Origin of the sequence: Nonomuraea sp. NPDC050383 (assembly GCF_044459125.1) — a bacterium.
In the GTDB taxonomy this organism is placed as follows: domain Bacteria; phylum Actinomycetota; class Actinomycetes; order Streptosporangiales; family Streptosporangiaceae; genus Nonomuraea.
The window spans coordinates 550,656-566,945 of the sequence record NZ_JBITIP010000001.1 but is presented as its reverse complement, the minus strand read 5'-3'; the positions used below and the strand labels follow the sequence as shown (position 1 = coordinate 566,945).

General features: G+C 73.2%; 8 protein-coding genes and 1 pseudogene. 8 read left to right on the top strand and 1 reads right to left on the bottom strand.

Going from position 1 to position 16,290, the window contains the following annotated elements; translation table 11 throughout:
• Positions 1 to 375: 375 nt before the first annotated feature.
• The 8 genes and pseudogenes from ACIBG4_RS02515 to ACIBG4_RS02480 form a co-directional block, all read left to right on the top strand.
• Positions 376 to 1,527 (top strand): polysaccharide deacetylase family protein, encoded by a 1,152-nt coding sequence (locus ACIBG4_RS02515; protein WP_397200349.1) that lies wholly within the window; start codon positions 376 to 378, stop codon positions 1,525 to 1,527.
• A gap of 203 nt (positions 1,528 to 1,730) precedes the next feature.
• Positions 1,731 to 3,221 (top strand): 30S ribosomal protein S1, encoded by a 1,491-nt coding sequence (gene rpsA, locus ACIBG4_RS02510; RefSeq protein ID WP_310709233.1) that lies wholly within the window; start codon positions 1,731 to 1,733, stop codon positions 3,219 to 3,221.
• A 438-nt stretch (positions 3,222 to 3,659) separates the two neighbouring features.
• Positions 3,660 to 5,180: an ABC transporter transmembrane domain-containing protein gene (locus ACIBG4_RS02505; protein WP_397200348.1), complete on the top strand. Its 1,521-nt coding sequence runs from the start codon at positions 3,660 to 3,662 to the stop codon at positions 5,178 to 5,180.
• A complete protein-coding gene (locus ACIBG4_RS02500) occupies positions 5,177 to 7,000 on the top strand; it encodes an ABC transporter ATP-binding protein (protein ID WP_397200347.1) in 1,824 nt (607 codons plus the stop codon). The genes ACIBG4_RS02505 and ACIBG4_RS02500 overlap by 4 nt, the downstream gene beginning before the upstream one ends.
• A gap of 72 nt (positions 7,001 to 7,072) precedes the next feature.
• Positions 7,073 to 8,203, top strand: a complete 1,131-nt coding sequence (locus ACIBG4_RS02495) for an epoxide hydrolase family protein (RefSeq protein WP_397200346.1) — start codon at positions 7,073 to 7,075, stop codon at positions 8,201 to 8,203.
• 93 nt (positions 8,204 to 8,296) lie between these two features.
• Complete coding sequence (locus tag ACIBG4_RS02490) at positions 8,297 to 8,749, top strand: GNAT family N-acetyltransferase (protein WP_397200691.1); 453 nt, start codon at positions 8,297 to 8,299, stop codon at positions 8,747 to 8,749.
• A 29-nt stretch (positions 8,750 to 8,778) separates the two neighbouring features.
• The gene (gene coaE / locus ACIBG4_RS02485; RefSeq protein ID WP_397200345.1) at positions 8,779 to 9,381 is read left to right on the top strand and encodes a dephospho-CoA kinase; all 603 of its coding nucleotides are present in this window, start codon (positions 8,779 to 8,781) and stop codon (positions 9,379 to 9,381) included.
• 145 nt (positions 9,382 to 9,526) lie between these two features.
• Positions 9,527 to 10,411 (top strand): annotated as a pseudogene (locus tag ACIBG4_RS02480) (pentapeptide repeat-containing protein); the annotation flags it as partial.
• 277 nt (positions 10,412 to 10,688) lie between these two features.
• On the opposite strand, the gene ACIBG4_RS02475 reads toward ACIBG4_RS02480, so the two are convergent.
• On the bottom strand, positions 10,689 to 16,283 hold the full coding sequence (locus ACIBG4_RS02475) for a TIR domain-containing protein (protein WP_397200344.1): 5,595 nt from the start codon (positions 16,281 to 16,283) through the stop codon (positions 10,689 to 10,691).
• Between the last annotated feature and the right edge of the window lie 7 nt (positions 16,284 to 16,290).

The following is a 16,290-nucleotide window of genomic DNA, read 5'->3' as shown; positions in this document are numbered from 1 at the left end:
GGTCTGGGGGGCAGTGGGTGTCCGGGCGGTCGGCGTCCGGGGTGGTCGTTGTCCGCGGTGGTCGGCGTTCGGGGGAGCCCGCGTTCGGGGTGGTCGGCGTTCGGGGGAGCCGGCGTTCGGGGGAGCCGGCGTTCGGGGTCGGTGTCCGGGTGGTCTGCGTCCGGGGTGGTCGGCGTCGGGGGAGTCCGCGGTCGGCGTCCGGAAGAGGTCCGAACCAAAGCGGCTGTCCGGTTGTCTGAGATAACGGGCGCCGCTTCCCTTCACGGCTGTTTCACCGTGATATCGCCGGGAAGTGGGGTCTCTGTACGGAGGGCCGTTCTCCGGGCGGCTCTGCACTACCCTGAAATTCAGGTCCCCCGAGTGCACGGGAGTTCTGTGCGGTCAGTCTCGTCCTTCCCCCCGATCGTCGGCCCCCTCCTCGGCGTCGCGAACGTCGTGGTGATGGCCGTGGCCGTCGTCGGGCTGACGGTGGTCCCCTCCTCCGGTGAGCCCGTCCCGAGCCCTCAGGCGGCTCTGGCGGCGCCGCCGACCGAGAAGCCGCCCCAGGACCCCTCCGCCCCCGCCGGAACGCCCTCACAGGCCCCCTCGCCGTCCTCGACGGCCGGGCAGCCGCCCGGGGTGGCGGCCACACCCGAGTTCGCCCGCCAGGTGAAGGCCAACGAGGCCGGCGTGGTCCCGGTGCTGATGTACCACCGCATCATCGCCAAGCGCCACGCCTCCATCGACCGCACCCCCGAGCAGCTCCGGCAGGAGCTGGAGACGCTGGCCAAGCGGGGCTACGTGCCGATCACGGCCGCCGAGTTCGCCACCGGCGACGTCCGGGTGCCCGCCGGGCGCTTCCCCGTCGTGCTGACCTTCGACGACGGCCACGAGAGCCACTTCCGGCTGGACGCCTCCGGCAATCCCGTGCCCGACACCGCCGTGGGGGTCATCCTCGACGTGGCCCGGCGGTACCCGTCGTTCCGGCCCACGGCCACGTTCTGGGTCAACCGGGAGCCGTTCGGGCTGCGTGACGAGGCGGCCCAGGCGGCGGCCGTGCGCTGGCTGGTCGGCCACGGGTTCGAGGTGGCCAACCACACCTGGTCCCACCCCAACCTCGGCGTGCTGTCGAAGAAGAAGGTCCAGAAGCAGATCGGCAAGGTCCAGCGGATGCTGGAGAAGCTCGGCGCGGGCACGCCGCGGACGCTCGCCCTGCCCTTCGGGGTGGCGCCGCACCCGCGCGAGCTGGCCCGCACCGGGAAGTGGGACGGCACGCGTTACGACTTCGCGGGGGTCTTCCTGGCCGGGGCGGAGCCGTCGCGTTCGCCCTACGCGAAAAATTTCCCGCGTGGCGCGATCCAGCGCATCCAGAGCAACGGCAAGAAGGGCGAGTGCCGGAAGTGGTGCTCGCAGTACTGGCTGGAATGGCTGGACAAGCACCCCGGTGAGCGTTACGTCTCCGACGGCGACCCGGGTCGGATCTCCATCCCGTCGCGACTTAGAGGTAATATCGGCGCCAAGTGGAACGACCGTGTCAACGCCTATTGATCAGGCCGCGCGCGTCCCTTGGATTGACCCGATGCTCCTGGTCTCATATGCTGATCGCTGCGCTGTGGGCTCGCGCGCGCCTCAGACGGAGCGGGCTCGCGCTCGGTCACGTCGATGTCGTAACTCCTCGGCTTGATGCGGAAGAGGGCCTGCCGCGCGTCCGCCACATCGACATCCTGTCCGCGTTCGGAGCAATTCCACACATGACGTCCAGCACTGAGGCCACCTCGAGCACCCCGCAGGTAGCGGTCAACGACATCGGGTCCGAGGAAGCCTTCCTCGCCGCGATCGATGAGACCATCAAGTACTTCAACGACGGCGACATCGTCGAGGGCACCGTCGTCAAGGTCGATCGAGACGAGGTCCTTCTCGATATCGGCTACAAGACCGAGGGTGTCATTCCCTCGCGCGAGCTTTCCATCAAGCACGATGTCGACCCTGCTGACGTCGTGGAGGTGGGCGAGCACGTCGAAGCCCTGGTTCTCCAGAAGGAGGACAAGGAGGGCCGTCTGATCCTGTCCAAGAAGCGCGCTCAGTACGAGCGGGCCTGGGGCACGATCGAGAAGATCAAGGACGAGGACGGCATCGTCACCGGCACCGTCATCGAGGTCGTCAAGGGTGGTCTCATCCTCGACATCGGCCTCCGTGGCTTCCTCCCGGCGTCCCTGGTCGAGATGCGCCGTGTCCGCGATCTGCAGCCGTACGTCGGCCGTGAGCTCGAGGCGAAGATCATCGAGCTCGACAAGAACCGCAACAACGTGGTTCTGTCGCGCCGTGCCTGGCTTGAGCAGACGCAGTCCGAGGTTCGCCAGACGTTCCTCAACACCCTCCAGAAGGGTCAGGTCCGCAAGGGCGTCGTCTCCTCGATCGTCAACTTCGGCGCGTTCGTGGACCTCGGCGGCGTCGACGGCCTGGTCCACGTGTCCGAGCTGTCCTGGAAGCACATCGACCACCCCTCCGAGGTCGTCGAGGTCGGCCAGGAGGTCACGGTCGAGGTCCTCGACGTCGACATGGAGCGCGAGCGCGTCTCCCTGTCGCTCAAGGCCACCCAGGAAGACCCGTGGCAGCAGTTCGCCCGCACCCACCAGATCGGCCAGGTCGTGCCGGGCCGCGTCACCAAGCTGGTGCCGTTCGGCGCGTTCGTCCGGGTCGAGGAGGGCATCGAGGGCCTGGTCCACATCTCCGAGCTGGCCGAGCGCCACGTGGAGATCCCGGAGCAGGTCGTCCAGGTCGGCGACGAGATCTTCGTGAAGATCATCGACATCGACCTCGACCGCCGTCGCATCAGCCTCTCGCTGAAGCAGGCCAACGAGGGTGTCAGCGGCGCCGAGGTCGAGTTCGACCCGACGCTCTACGGCATGGCGGCGACCTACGACGACCAGGGCAACTACATCTACCCCGAGGGCTTCGACTCGGAGACCGGTGAGTGGCTCGAGGGCTTCGACAAGCAGCGCGAGGAGTGGGAGCGGCAGTACGCCGAGGCCCAGACTCGCTTCGAGGCCCACAAGAAGCAGATCGAGGAGGCCCGCAAGGCCGAGGCGGAGGCCGGCGAGGCCGCTCCCTCGACCTACACCGGCGAGTCCGCGGCTCCGTCGAGCAGCTCCTCCTCCTCTTCCGCTCCGGCCGGTGGCGCCCTCGCCTCCGACGAGGCGCTCGCGGCTCTGCGCGAGAAGCTCGCCGGCGGTCAGAGCTGAGGTAGCAGCCCGCGCGCAGGCAGGTCCTGACGCAGGCACGTTCTGGGGGAAGCCCCGCACGGATCATCCGTGCGGGGCTTCCCGCGTTCCGGCCCGCTTTCGCCCGCGGCCCTGGCCTTGAGAGCCTGCCCTCGCCCTCTCATCGATCCGCGGCACCACCACCGGCTCCGGATCGCCCGCCAGGGCGCGTACGCGGCGAGAGCAGGAGTGATCGACGAGAGCCGCGTGCACTCCCGGGACCGGCTGCGCGCCGACCACCGCGAGCGGGGCTTCGCGCACCGTGGCGACGTCGCCGTCACAGGCGCACCCGGGCAGTGCGGCACGGAGGGACCGATCACCCGGGTCGGCCGCCGCAAACAGCCGCCGCAAACAGCCGCCGCAAACGGCCGGCGCAGGGCGGGCAAAGAGTCGGCAAAGCCATGCTCTAGCGTGATCGCCATGAAGGCGGCTCGGTATCTGTGCCGGCTGGCCTGGGCGCAGAAGGGCCGGGTCACGCTGGGCGCGACGCTGGGAACCCTCTGGATGGTGAGCCTGACGCTCCCGCCGTACCTGCTGTCCAGGGCGATCGACGACGATCTGGCGCCCGGCTGGGTGCTGGTGCTGCTCGGCTCGGGCCTGGTCAACGCCTGGCTGGCGATGCTGCGGCACCGCACGATGACCAAGATCCGGATGGACGCCCACTTCCGCACCGTGCGCGCCCTGGTCGAGCAGATCAACAAGCTGGGCGCCGACCTGCCCAAGCGCGCTTCGACGGGCGACGTGGTGACGATCGGCATCGGCGACGTCATCACCATCGCCGCCTCGCTGACGGTGACCGGCCCCGGCGTGGGCTCGGTGATCAGCTACGGCGTGGTGGCGGCGCTGCTGCTGCAGGTCTCCGTGGTGCTGGCCGTGGTGGTGCTGCTGGGCGTGCCGCTGCTGGCGATCCTGCTCGGCCCGCTGCTCGGGCGGCTGATGAAGGTGCAGAACGGCTACCGCGAGAACCAGGGCAGGCTGGCCACCCGCCTGGTCGACCTGATCGAGGGGCTCCAGGTGCTCAACGCCTTCGGCGGCAAGGGCACCTACGCCGAGCGGTACCGCGCCGACTCGGCGAGCCTGCGTGAGCAGGGCTACCGGGTGGCGTCGCTGACGAGCTGGATCGGCGCGCTGGGCGCCGGATTGCCCGCCCTGTTCCTGGCCGCCGTCACCTGGCTGGGCGCCCGGCTGGCCGCCGAGGGGGCGATCACGGTGGGCGAGCTGGTCGGGGTGTACGGCTACATCGCCGTGCTGGTGGTGCCGGTCTCCTTCTTCATCGAAGGCAGCTTCCAGATCAGCCACGGCCTGGTCGCCGCCCGCCAGGTCACCCGCTTCCTCGCGCTGCGCGCCGAGGAGCGTCCCCCGCCCGCCGGGCCGGACTTCGCGCCGGGGAGCCTGGTGGGGCTGGTCAGCGCCCGGCCCGAGGAGAGCGTGGCGCTGCTCGAAGGGCTGGGCGGGTTCGACGGCACCTCGCTGATCGCCGACCACGACGCCGCCCTGTTCGCGGGCACGCTGCGCGAGGTCCTTCAGGGCAGCGGCGAGGCCGGCGACGAGGCCATCCACCGGGCCGTGCACGTCGCCGCGGCGCAGGACGTGGTCGCGGGGCTGCGTCACGGGCTCGACTCGTTGATCGAACCCGGCGGCCGCAACCTGTCGGGCGGCCAGCGCCAGCGCGTGCGCCTGGCCCGGGCGCTGCTGGCCGAGCCCGAGGTGCTGCTGGCGGTGGAGCCCACCTCCGCGCTGGACGCGCACACCGAGTCCCTCCTCGCGGGGCGGCTCCGTACGGCACGCGCCGGCCGTACGACGGTCGTGGCCACCACCTCGCCGTTGCTGCTCGCCCAGGCCGACCAGGTGCTGTTCATCGAGGACGGGCGGGTGGCCGCCTCCGGCACCCACCGCGAGCTGATGGAGTCCACCCCCGGCTACCGGTCGGTGCTCGCATGAACCGCGACCTGCCCGTCGCCGACCGCCGGCAGGTACGGCGGGCCGCCCTGCGCCTGGTCAGGCGCGATGTGCCGGGCTTCACCGCGACGCTGCTGCTCAACAGCCTCGCGGCGGCCGCCGCGCTGGTCAGCCCGTGGTTGCTGGGCCGTATCATCGACTCCATCAGCGCCGGAGGCACGGTCGACCTGCTCGCCGCGATCGCCGTGGGCGCGGCGCTGGCCCAGCTGGTCCTGTCCAGGTACGCCGAGAAGATCGGCACCCGCTTCAGCGAGCGGGTCCAGGAACGCATCCGCGCCGAACTGCTGGACCGCGTGCTGGCCCTGCCCGCCGCCACGGTCCAGCACATCCGCACCGGCGACCTGACCGCCCGCGGGACCACCGACGTGGCCGTCGTCGGCCGCACCCTGCGCGACGCCGCCCCCGCGATCCTCGTCTCGAGCCTGCAGGCGCTCTTCCTGATCGTCGCCGTCTTCCTCGTCGACCCGGTCCTGGGCGCCTGCGGCCTGCTCGCGCCGGCCGGCATCGTGGCCGCCTCCCGCTGGTACCTTCGCCGCGCCCGCGCCGCCTACCTGGAGGAGGGCGCCGCCCGCTCGGAGCTGGCCGAGCACCTGGCCGCCGACGCCGCGGGCGCCCGCACCATCGAGGCCCTGGGCCTGCAGGCCAAGCGCACGCGGGCGGCGGAACGGGTGATCGAGCGCAGCCGGGCCGCCCAGCTGCGGACCCTCTTCCTGCGCGGCGTGCTCTGGCCCTCGGTGGAGGTCGCCTCGCTCCTGCCGCCCGTGCTGGTGCTGCTGCTCGGCGGGGTGCTCCTGGACCGCGGCCAGGTCACGCTGGGCGCGGTCGTCACCTGCGTGCTCTACCTGCGCCAGCTCGGCCAGCCGATCGAGACGATCCTGATCTGGCTGGAGCAGCTGCAGAGCAGCGGCGCCTCCTTCGCCAGGATCGAGGGCCTCGCGACACCGGCGCGAGAGGAGGCCGGCGCCGCGGCGCCGCAGGGCGACCGCATCGAGGCGCGCGGCGTGCACTTCGCCTACGAAGGCGGCGACGACGTGGTGACCGGCGTCGATCTGACCGTGCGGCCCGGCGAGCGCCTGGCCGTCGTCGGCCCCTCGGGGGCCGGCAAGTCCACCCTGGGCAAGCTGCTGGCCGGCATCGACCGCCCCCGCCTGGGCTCGGTCACCGTCGGCTCGGTGCCCGTCGCCGACCTCTCGCCCGACCGGCTCCGCGAGCACGTCGTCCTGGTCACCCAGGAACAGCACCTGTTCCTCGGCACGGTCCGCGACAACCTGCTGCTGGCGGATCCGACGGCCGGCGACGACCGCCTGCGCCAGGCGCTGGCGGCGGTCGGCGCCGACTGGGTCGCCTCGCTCGACGACGAGCTGGGGTCCCGGTCGTCCGGCGCCGCCCTCGGCCCGGACCGGGTCCAGCAGCTCGCCCTGGCCAGGGTCATCCTGGCCGACCCGCACACCGTCATCCTCGACGAGGCCACCGCCATGCTCGACCCCCGGACGGCCAGGCGCGCCGAACGCTCGCTCGCCGCCGTCCTGGAGGGGCGGACCGTCATCGCGATCGCCCACCGCCTGCACACGGCCCGCGACGCCGACCGGGCGGTGGTCATGGACAACGGCCGGGTGGTGGAGGTCGGAGCCCACGACGAGCTGGTCGCGGCGGGCGGGGTGTACGAGGAGCTGTGGAGGTCCTGGCACGGCTCGCGGAGCGTCGGCGCCGAGCACGATGGTCCGCGGGGCCGACCGGCGGAGCCAGGAGACGGTCACACCCCGGTGCCGGCGGATCGGGACGCGGGCGCGAGCGTGGAATGACGGAGAGATTCGCGACCCGGGCGAGGAGATCGCGGAACGGAATGTTCCGCATTGGTTCCTAGTGTGGGAGCCATGAAGCCATTCCTGATCGACATTCCCCAAGCCGACCTCGACGACCTGCGCGACCGTCTGCGCCGCACCCGCTGGGCCGCGCAGTTGCCCGGCGGCTGGAGCAGGGGCGTCCCGGTGGACTACCTGCGCGACCTGGCCGCGTACTGGGCCGACGGCTTCGACTGGCGGGCGCAGGAGGCGCGGCTCAACGAGTGGCCGCAGTTCACCACCGACATCGACGGGCAGACGATCCACTTCGCGCACGTACGCTCGCCCGAGCCCGGCGCGCTGCCGCTGCTCCTCACCCACAGCTGGCCCAGCTCCGTCGCCGAGTTCCTGGACGTCATGGGCCCGCTCACCGACCCCCGCGCCCATGGGCTCGACCCCGCCGTCGCCTTCCACGTGGTGGCGCCGTCCCTGCCCGGCTTCGGCTTCTCGCCGTTCCCCGAGCCCGCCGACGAGCGGATGTGGAGCATCGAGCGCGTGGCCCGTACCTGGGCCGAGCTGATGAGCCGGCTGGGTTACCGGCGCTACGGCGCGCACGGCAACGACGCCGGGGCCCTGGTGACGCCCCGGCTGGCCCTCCTGGACGCCGAGCACGTGATCGGCTCGCACATCACGGCCGGTCTCGGCATCCCCACCGGCGACCCGGCCGAGCTGGAGGGGGCCGGCGCCGAGGAGCTGGCGGAGCTGGCGGAGCTGGGACGGGCGATCGCGGGCCAGAGCGGCTACGGCCCGTACCTGGCGGCCCGGCCGCAGACCCTCGCCCACGGGTTCGCCGACTCGCCGGTGGCGCAGCTCGCGTACCTGGTGGAGAGGTTCAAGGAGTTCGACGGCTGGCCCACCGGCGAGGTGGCCGAGCCGATCGGACGCGACCTGCTGCTCGTCAACGCCGCCCTCTACTGGCTGACCGGCACCGGCGGGTCGTCGTCGTGGACCTACTACGACGGGGCGGCCGGGATGCCGATCGACCAGACGGCCGTGCCGACCGGCGTGTCCCACACGACCCTCCCGCTGATGCGGCGCGTCGCCGAACGCAAGAACAAGATCATCCACTGGGGCGGTCACCGGAGCCCCAGCCACATGGTGGCCATGGCGGCACCGGAGTCGCTGGTGGAGAGCCTGCGGACGTTCTTCGGCATGCTCGCCTGACGGGCAGGACCGCGGACAGCCGGGCCGTCGGGGCGGGTGGGCCCGGGAGCGTTCTCGGGACCGTGCACGGAGCCAGGGGCCTCGGCTAGGGTGCTGGGCGTGGAGATCCAGCGGGCCGAGGAGGCCGACGCGGGTGAGATTCTCACGCTGCAGCGGGCGGCGTACGTCACCGAGGCCCAGCTCTACGGCGATCCGTTCATCCCGCCCCTCGTCGAGTCCCTCCAGCAGGTCCGTGAGGCCATCCGCGACGGCGTCGTGCTCAAGGCCGTCGACGCGGGGCGGGTCGTCGGGTCCGTGCGCGGCCGCCTGTCCGGCGCGACCTGCCGGGTCGGGCGGCTCGTCGTGGCCCCCGACCGGCAGGGCGAGGGGCTGGGCACCGCCCTGTTACGTGCGCTGCACGAGCAGGTGCCGGAGGCGTCGGCGTTCGACCTGTTCACCGGCCACCTGTCCGACGGCAACCTGCGGCTCTACCGCCGCCTCGGCTACCGGGAGACCCGCCGCGAGCGCATGGACGACCATCTGACGCTGGTCCATCTGCGGCGGTGAGCGCGGAGGAGGGTGGGTAGGCTTTGCGGGTGCTGAAGATCGGACTGACCGGCGGCATCGGGTCGGGCAAGAGCGAGGTGTCGCGGCGGCTGGCCGCCAGGGGCGCCGTGGTGATCGACGCCGACAAGATCGCCCGTGAGGTCGTCGAGCCGGGCACGCCGGGGCTGGCGCGGGTGGTGGCGGCGTTCGGCGAGGAGGTGCTGCGGCCCGACGGCTCGCTCGACCGGGACAAGCTGGGCTCGATCGTCTTCCACGACCCCGACCGGCTCGCCGCGCTCAACGCGATCGTGCATCCCCTCGTGGGGGAGCGGGTCGCGGAGCTGCAGGGGCAGGCGGCCGAGGACGCGATCGTGGTCTACGACGTGCCGCTGCTGGCGGAGAACAAGCTGGCTCCGATGTACGACGTGGTGATCGTCGTGGACGCCGCCGACGAGGTCCGCGTCGCCCGCCTGGCCGAGCACCGGGGCATGCCCGAGAGCGACGCCCGGGCCCGCATCGCCGCGCAGGCCGGACGCGAGGAGCGGCTCGCGATCGCGCACGTCGTCATCCCGAACGAGGGGACGCTCGACGAGCTGGAGACCAGGGTGGCCGAGGTGTGGGACGACCTCCTGCGCCGGGCGGCCCGCGGCTGACGGGACAGGCGTTCCCGCCGGGACGGGGATGCCCGCCGCCCGGGGCCGACGATCGTGAGCCGGGGGCCCGGAGCCGGCGCGAACGACGCTGCTCACCGCGTCGGTAGGATGTGCGGGAGTTCGGTTCGGGGAGCGGGGCGGGTACATGACGGTCGGGCACACGGGCCAGGAGGGTGCCGGGGCCCGGGGCGTTCGCCCGGCGCCGGACCGGCCGGAGCTGCGGGCCGACTGCGGGAGCTGTTTCGCCCTGTGCTGCGTGGCCCTGCCGTTCGCCAGGTCCGCGGACTTCGCCGTCGACAAGGGCGCCGGCCGGCCCTGCCACAACCTCCAGGACGACTTCCGGTGCGGCATCCACCAGCACCTCCGCCAGGAGGGGTTCCCGGGCTGCACGGTGTACGACTGCTTCGGCGCCGGCCAGAAGGTCTCCCAGATCACCTTCGGCGGGCAGGACTGGCGGAGCGCGCCGGGCACGGCCGGGCGGATGTTCGCGGTGTTCCCCGTCGTGCGGCAGCTCCACGAGCTGCTGTGGTACCTCACGGAGGCGCTGGCGCTGCCCGATGCCGCGCCGGTGCACGACGAGGCACGGCGGGCGCGGGACGAGATCGACGCGCTCACCCGGCTCGGCCCGGAGGAGCTGGCCGGGCTCGACGTGGCCGCGTGGCGCGCCGAGGTCAACCCGCTGCTGCTGCGCGTGAGCGAGCTCGTACGAGCTCCCGCGCGGTCGGCCGGGCAGCCGGCCGGACAGGGGCGTGACCACGGGAAGGACCGGCGGGGCGCGGACCTCATCGGGGCCCGCCTGCGGGGAGCCGATCTGCACGGCGCCGACCTGCGGGGCGCCTACCTCATCGGGGCCGACCTCAGGGGAGCGGACCTGAGGCTGGCCGACCTGATCGGAGCCGACCTCAGAGGGGCCGACCTCGCCGGGGCCGACCTCAGGGGCAGCGTCTTCCTGACCCAGCCGCAGCTCAACTCGGCCCGCGGCGACGCCGCCACGAAGATCCCGCGAGCGCTCACCCGTCCCGCCCACTGGGGCGTGGATGAGGCCGGACGCATGGGCGGCCGCGCCAAGCGGCAGGACGGGCCGTCCACCGGGCAGGGCAGGCCGTCCAAGGGCGGGCCCGTACGGCGCCGTGGCGGGCGGCCGACGGGCCGGGGCGGCAACGGGAAGGGCTGACCCCGCCAGACCCTGACGAGGCCCCTCAGGCCCCGGAAGGGGCTCCGATCCTGCGAGCCCCCACCAAGGCTCCTCAGGCCCCGCCGCGGACCGCGATCCCTTGCGAAGCAGGCCCCGTCAGCGACCCGCCCGGTCAGAACGGGCTGTCGAGCGGCACGGGGCGGACGTCCGGCAGGTACGGGTCCAGCTCGCCCGGCTCGAACCGCGACATCCCGATCACGTGCCAGAACTGCCCCGCCACCTCCCCCTCCACCTTGTACCGGCCACCCGGCGACAGCGCCGCCCATCCCTCCGGTAAACCGAGCAGCGTGGCGTGGCGGCTCTCGCCCCTCCACAGGATCACCACGCCGTCGTCCCCGGCCGTGGCCAGCAGGTCCGGGTCGGACGGGCTGTAGGCGACCGACCACACCCGCCGCGTGTGCCCCTTCAGCGAGTGGAGCAGCCGCCCGGTGATCGTGTCCCACACGCGTACGGTCAGGTCGTCGCCGCCGGTCGCCAGGCGCTCGCCGGTGAGGTCGAAGGCGACGGACCACAGCCGCCCCGTGTGCTCCTCCAGGGTGTGCCTGAGCACCGGCTGCCAGGGCCGGCCGGGCCGCAGCTCCCACACCCGGGCCGTGCCGTCGTTGCTGGCGCTGGCCAGGTAGCGTCCCGACGGCGAGAAGACGACCGCGTACACCCGGTCGGTGTGCCCTTCGAGGGTGGCCACCCGGTCCCCGGACTCGACGTGCCAGACGCGGACCAGCCGGTCGTCGCAGCCCGTCGCCACGTACCGGCCGTCCGGACTGAACGCGATCGAGCGGACCCGGCCCCGGTGGTCGGACAGGTCGCTGACCAGGCGGCCGGTCGCGCGGTACCACACGCGCACGCTGTCGTCGTCGTTGGCCGTGGCCAGGAGCGTGCCGTCGGGGCTGAACGCCTCGGCCCACACGTGGTCGGTCTCGACGTTGAGCTCGCGCTCGTACTCGCCGGTGATGGCGTTCCAGAAGTGCACGCCGCCGTCGTTGCTGGAGGTGGCGAGCACGGGGCCGGCCGGTGAGAACAGCGCGGAGACGAGCCGGTCCGCGGTGCCCGTGAACTCGCGCAGCCGCCGCCCCGTGGCCGCCTCCCACACGCGTACGACACCGTCGTTGCCGCTGGTGGCGAGCATGGTGCCGTCGGCGCTGAAGCGGACCGAGGAGATGCGCCTGCCGTGGCCGCGCAGGACCCGCTGGCACTTTCCGGTCGGCGGGTCCCACAGGCGCACGGTGCCGTCGTTGCTGCTGGTGGCGAGCTGCTGGCCGTCGGGGCGGTAGGCGAACGGCCAGACGGAGCTGCGGTGACCGGTCAGCTCGACGCGCGCCGTGCCGCCCGTCTCCTGGAGGCGGACGACGCCGCCGGAGTCGCCGCTGGCGAGGGTGCGACCATCGGGGCTGAACGCCACCTGGTAGACGCTCGCGGAGTGGACCGTGTGCATGCCCCGCGGCTCGGCCGCGACCGGGTCCCACAGGCGGACGGCGCCGGCCGTGTCGCCGGTCGCGAGCAGCGTGCCGTCGGGGGAGAAGGCGACGCAGTAGACGGACCCGGCGTGGCCGGTGAGCGTGCCGCGCAGCGTCCACGTCGCGGTGTCCCACAGGCGTACGGCTCCCGCCTCGTCGCCGGTGGCCAGCAGGCGGCCGTCCGGGCTGTGGACCGCCCGGTAGACGGAGCCGCCATGGCCGTCGAGGGTGGCCACCACGTCGCCGGTGCCGAGGTCCCAGACGCGCACCACGCCCGCCGAGTCGCCCGTCACCAGCTCCGCGTGCCCGAACGAGGCCGTGTAGATGGGCGCCTGGTGCCCGGCCAGGCGGTGCGCCTCGCGGCCCGTGGCGGTCTCCCAGACGCGGACGATCCCGTCGCCGCCGCCCGCGGCCACCAGCTCGCCGCCGCGGCTGAGCCGTACCGGCCACACCCCGTCGGGGTGGCCCTCCAGCCGGCGTAGCAGTGTGCCGGTCACGGCGTCCCACAGCAGCACGACGCCGTCGCTCGCGCCGGAGGCGAGCAGGTCGCCGGCGAAGGAGACGGCGTAGACGCGGCCGTGGTGGCCCTGCAGGGTGCGCGCGGGGGAGCCGCCCACGCAGAGCAGCACGCCGCCGTCCTCGTTGCCGATGGCGATCGTCGTGCCGTCGGGGCTGTAGGCGATGGGCTCGGGCAGCCGGCTGGTCTGGAAGTGGTAGCCGTACGGGACGCCGATGGCGGCGGGCGCGAGCTGGGTCTCGACCGGCGTGCCGGGCACCACGGCGGCGCCCGGCAGGTCCGGCAGTGTGCCGGTGACGTGGATGAGCGCCGCCCGGTGCCAGTGGGCGCCTTCGGCGGTCACGTCGCTCAGGTCGGTGTGGATGAGGCGGGCGCCGGACAGGTCGGCGCCCCGCAGGTCGGCCCCGGTCAGCAGGGCTCCGTCGAGCCGGGCCCCGGTGAGCCGGGCGTCGCGCAGCACGGCCTTGGACAGGTTGGTGCGGGCGAGCGTCGCCTCCGACAGGTCTGCGCCGGTCAGGTCGACCTCCTGCAGGTCGCGCTCCGACAGGTCCTCGCCCTTGAAGTTGGCGCCGCGCAGGTCGGCCTGCGCGGGGGTGCGCAGCCGTCCCGCGATCTTGACGGCGTTGGCGCCGGCGTGGTGCCCGGGGGGCGGGTCGTTCAGCCACGCCCGCAGGGCCCGTACGTCGGCCAGGTCGCACAGGAACTCGACGGTCAGCGGCGTCAGCGGCCCCCGCGCCAGCGTCACCGGGTCGTCGAGGGTGTCGGCGACGTGCCGGGCCACCAGCCACTCCATGACCGAGGAATGGATGAACCCGAACATGCCCTCCTCGGTGCGGACCAGCAGGCTGCCCGAGCCCATCGCGTACGCGGCGTGCGCGGCCGACAGCTGGCCGCCGGCCAGGTCCGTCAGCGTCTCGGCGAACTCCGTCAGCTCCTCCACGCCGAGCAGCGCCTCGCCCGCCTCCCACAGGCGCAGCGCCAGCGCCGTCACCGCCTGCCACAGCTCGGCCAGGGTCAGACCGGAGGCCGAGCCGGGCAGCGCAGTCCGCCGCTCCTCGAACAGCAGCCACGACGTCAGGATCTCCTGGTAGAGCAGGGCGGGGCTGGTGGTGTGGCGGGCCCGGACCACGGTGCGCAGCCGCTCGGCGTCGAGGTCGGCGATGAAGCTCAGCATGCGCGGGTTCTGCGCCAGGTCGAGCAGGTCCTCGATGCTCTCCAGCAGCGACATGCGCGCCGCCGCCTCGTCGCCGTCGTCGTAGCGGTTGACCAGGTAGGAGTTGATCTGGTCGCGGGAGAAGTTCTCGACGGCGAGCAGCCGCCGCTGGGGCAGCACCCCGACCATCTCGCCGAGCGAGCGCAGCACCTGCCCGTGCGACCTGAAGTGCTGGGTGCGGCTGGCGACCACGATCTTCGCCTTGTCCTCGGCCGCGGCGAGCAGCGTCGCCAGGTGGTCGGCGGCCCGGTCGTAGGTGAGCCGGGCGACCAGCTCGTCGAAGCCGTCGAACAGCAGCACGATGCGCCCCTGCCGGAGCAGGTAGCGGAACGCCTTGAGGTCGATGAGCTCCTCGCCGTGGGTGGCCAGGTGGGCGGCCACGAGCGCGTCCACCGAGTGCGCCTTGTCCAGCGCCCGCAGCTCGATGAAGATCGGAGTCAGGTGGGGAAGCTCGGCCGGGATGCGCCGGGCCAGCTCGCGCAGCGCGAACGTCTTGCCGTGGCCGAAGTCGCCGAGCAGCAGCATGAACCGGCCGTGGTCGCTGGTGAGCAGCCGCATCAGCTCGTCGGTGAGCCTGTCCTTGACCGGGTGGCCGGGCCGGTCCAGCTCGCGGTAGCGCTGGGGGACGTACAGCCCCGGCGGGTAGCGGCGGTCGCCGGCCAGCCGGGCGGTCTGCTCGGCCACGTACCCGGACAGGTCGAGCAGCCCCTGGAACTCGGTGAAGCTGCGCAGCAGCACCCCTCTGCGCAGGAACGCGTCGCGCAGCGCGCGCTCGGGCGGCGGCCCCTGGTAGACCAGCTCGCCCTGCAGCCCGGCCGCGTGCGCCTGCCGGGCGAACGCCTCGGCGGCGGCCTCGTCGATCCGCCCCACGTGCGCGCCGATCATGGTCAGCCGGACGAACCCGTCGTCCGGGTGGGTGACGACGACGTGGGTGGGGAAGCGGCGGATCCGCGCGCGCTCGTGCCGGGCCTCGCACACCTCGGCGATCCGGTCGAGCAGCAGCTCGACCGGGCTGGGCTCGCGCTCCGGCGGCTCCTGGCGGGGCCGCGGCACCTGGGGGGTCTCGCCGGTGAACGGGGCGCGGGCGGCCCGCCAGCTCCGCGAGTCCCGCCGGGGCTCCTGGTCGGGCACCCACGTGCGGACCCCGCCGGGCATGATCTCGACGACGTGGTGGCGGCCCGGCCGGGGCGCCACCACACCGCCTTCGCCGTTCTCCTGCGGGCCGTGGGCGCGGCCGGCGCCGTGGAAGAGCAGGTTGAGCCGGTGCGACAGCAGCCGGTCGAACATGGGCGCGTCGCGCAGCGCCGACGGCGGGTGGCCCATCACGCCGAGCCGCAGCCACTGGCTCTCCTCGTACGGCCGCAGCCGCTCGGCGAACCAGGCCGCCTGAGCCTCGCCGAGCTGCGCGTACGCGTCGCGCTCCAGGTGGCTCATGGCCATGGTGGAGTTGAGCCCGGCCACGACCACCTTGAGGTCGGGCACCTGGAACAGCGTCCACGGCTGCCCGCCGTCGAAGACCCGGTCGTCCAGCCCCTGGTAGACCTCGTCGAACAGCCCGGCGAAGTGGCGCCACTTCGGCCAGTACGGCGGCTGCGGGCTGACATCGTCGGCCTCGCAGGTCATGAAGTAGGCGCTGGCGGCGGCCTTGGTGACATCGCGCGGGCCCGGCACGAGGATGAGGCGGTGCGGCTCCAGCCCGAGCAGCAGCCGCAGGTCCGTGACGAACCGGGTGGCCTGGCCGAACTGCCCGAGGCTGCCCGACTCGGTCAGGTCGCCGCTGACCACGATGAGGTCGGGCCGTGGCATGCCCCGGTCGTACATGGAGGTGAGGTCCGCCCAGATGCGCGCCTGCATGTCCTCCGGAGTGAACGGCTCGCCCGGGTCGGGCAGCGCCCGGCCGAAGCGGGGACCGCCGACGTGCAGCACGCTCAGCGACTCCCGCCGGTGGTCGGGGCCGGTCGCGGGCGGGAACTTGGGGGCGGTCACCGGCGTGCGGCGGGCCCGGGAGCGTTCGGCCGGGGCGGGCAGTGTCGGGGTGGGCGCCTGCGCGCCGGCGTTCGCGCCGGTGGGGAAGGCGGGCGGCACGTCGGGCTTGGCCCGGCCGGCCAGCGCCTCGCCGACGCGGCCGAGCAGCCGCGCCCTGGCCTGGCCGGCGTCGTTCACGCCGAGCAGGTCGACCCAGGTGATCGTGGACAGCAGTCCCTCCAGTTGGACGTCCTCCAGCCGGATCGTGACCAGCTTGCGTGAGGGGTCGTCGGGGTCGGCGCGCAGCGCGGCCTGCCACTCCAGGCGCCCGTAGCGGGAGGTGAGGTAGTGGCGCGAGAGCACGGCCACGACGAGCTGCGCCTCGCTGACGCCACGATCCATGAAGTCGATGAAGTTCGTCCCGGGGACGAAGTCCCACGCCTGGATCATGGTCTTGTACCCGGCGGCCTCCAGCTCCCACGCGATCCACGTCGCCCACGCCGTGTCGGCGGGGGAGTAGCTGACGAAGATCTCGGTCGGCCTGCCGTCGCGTGACATCTGCTCA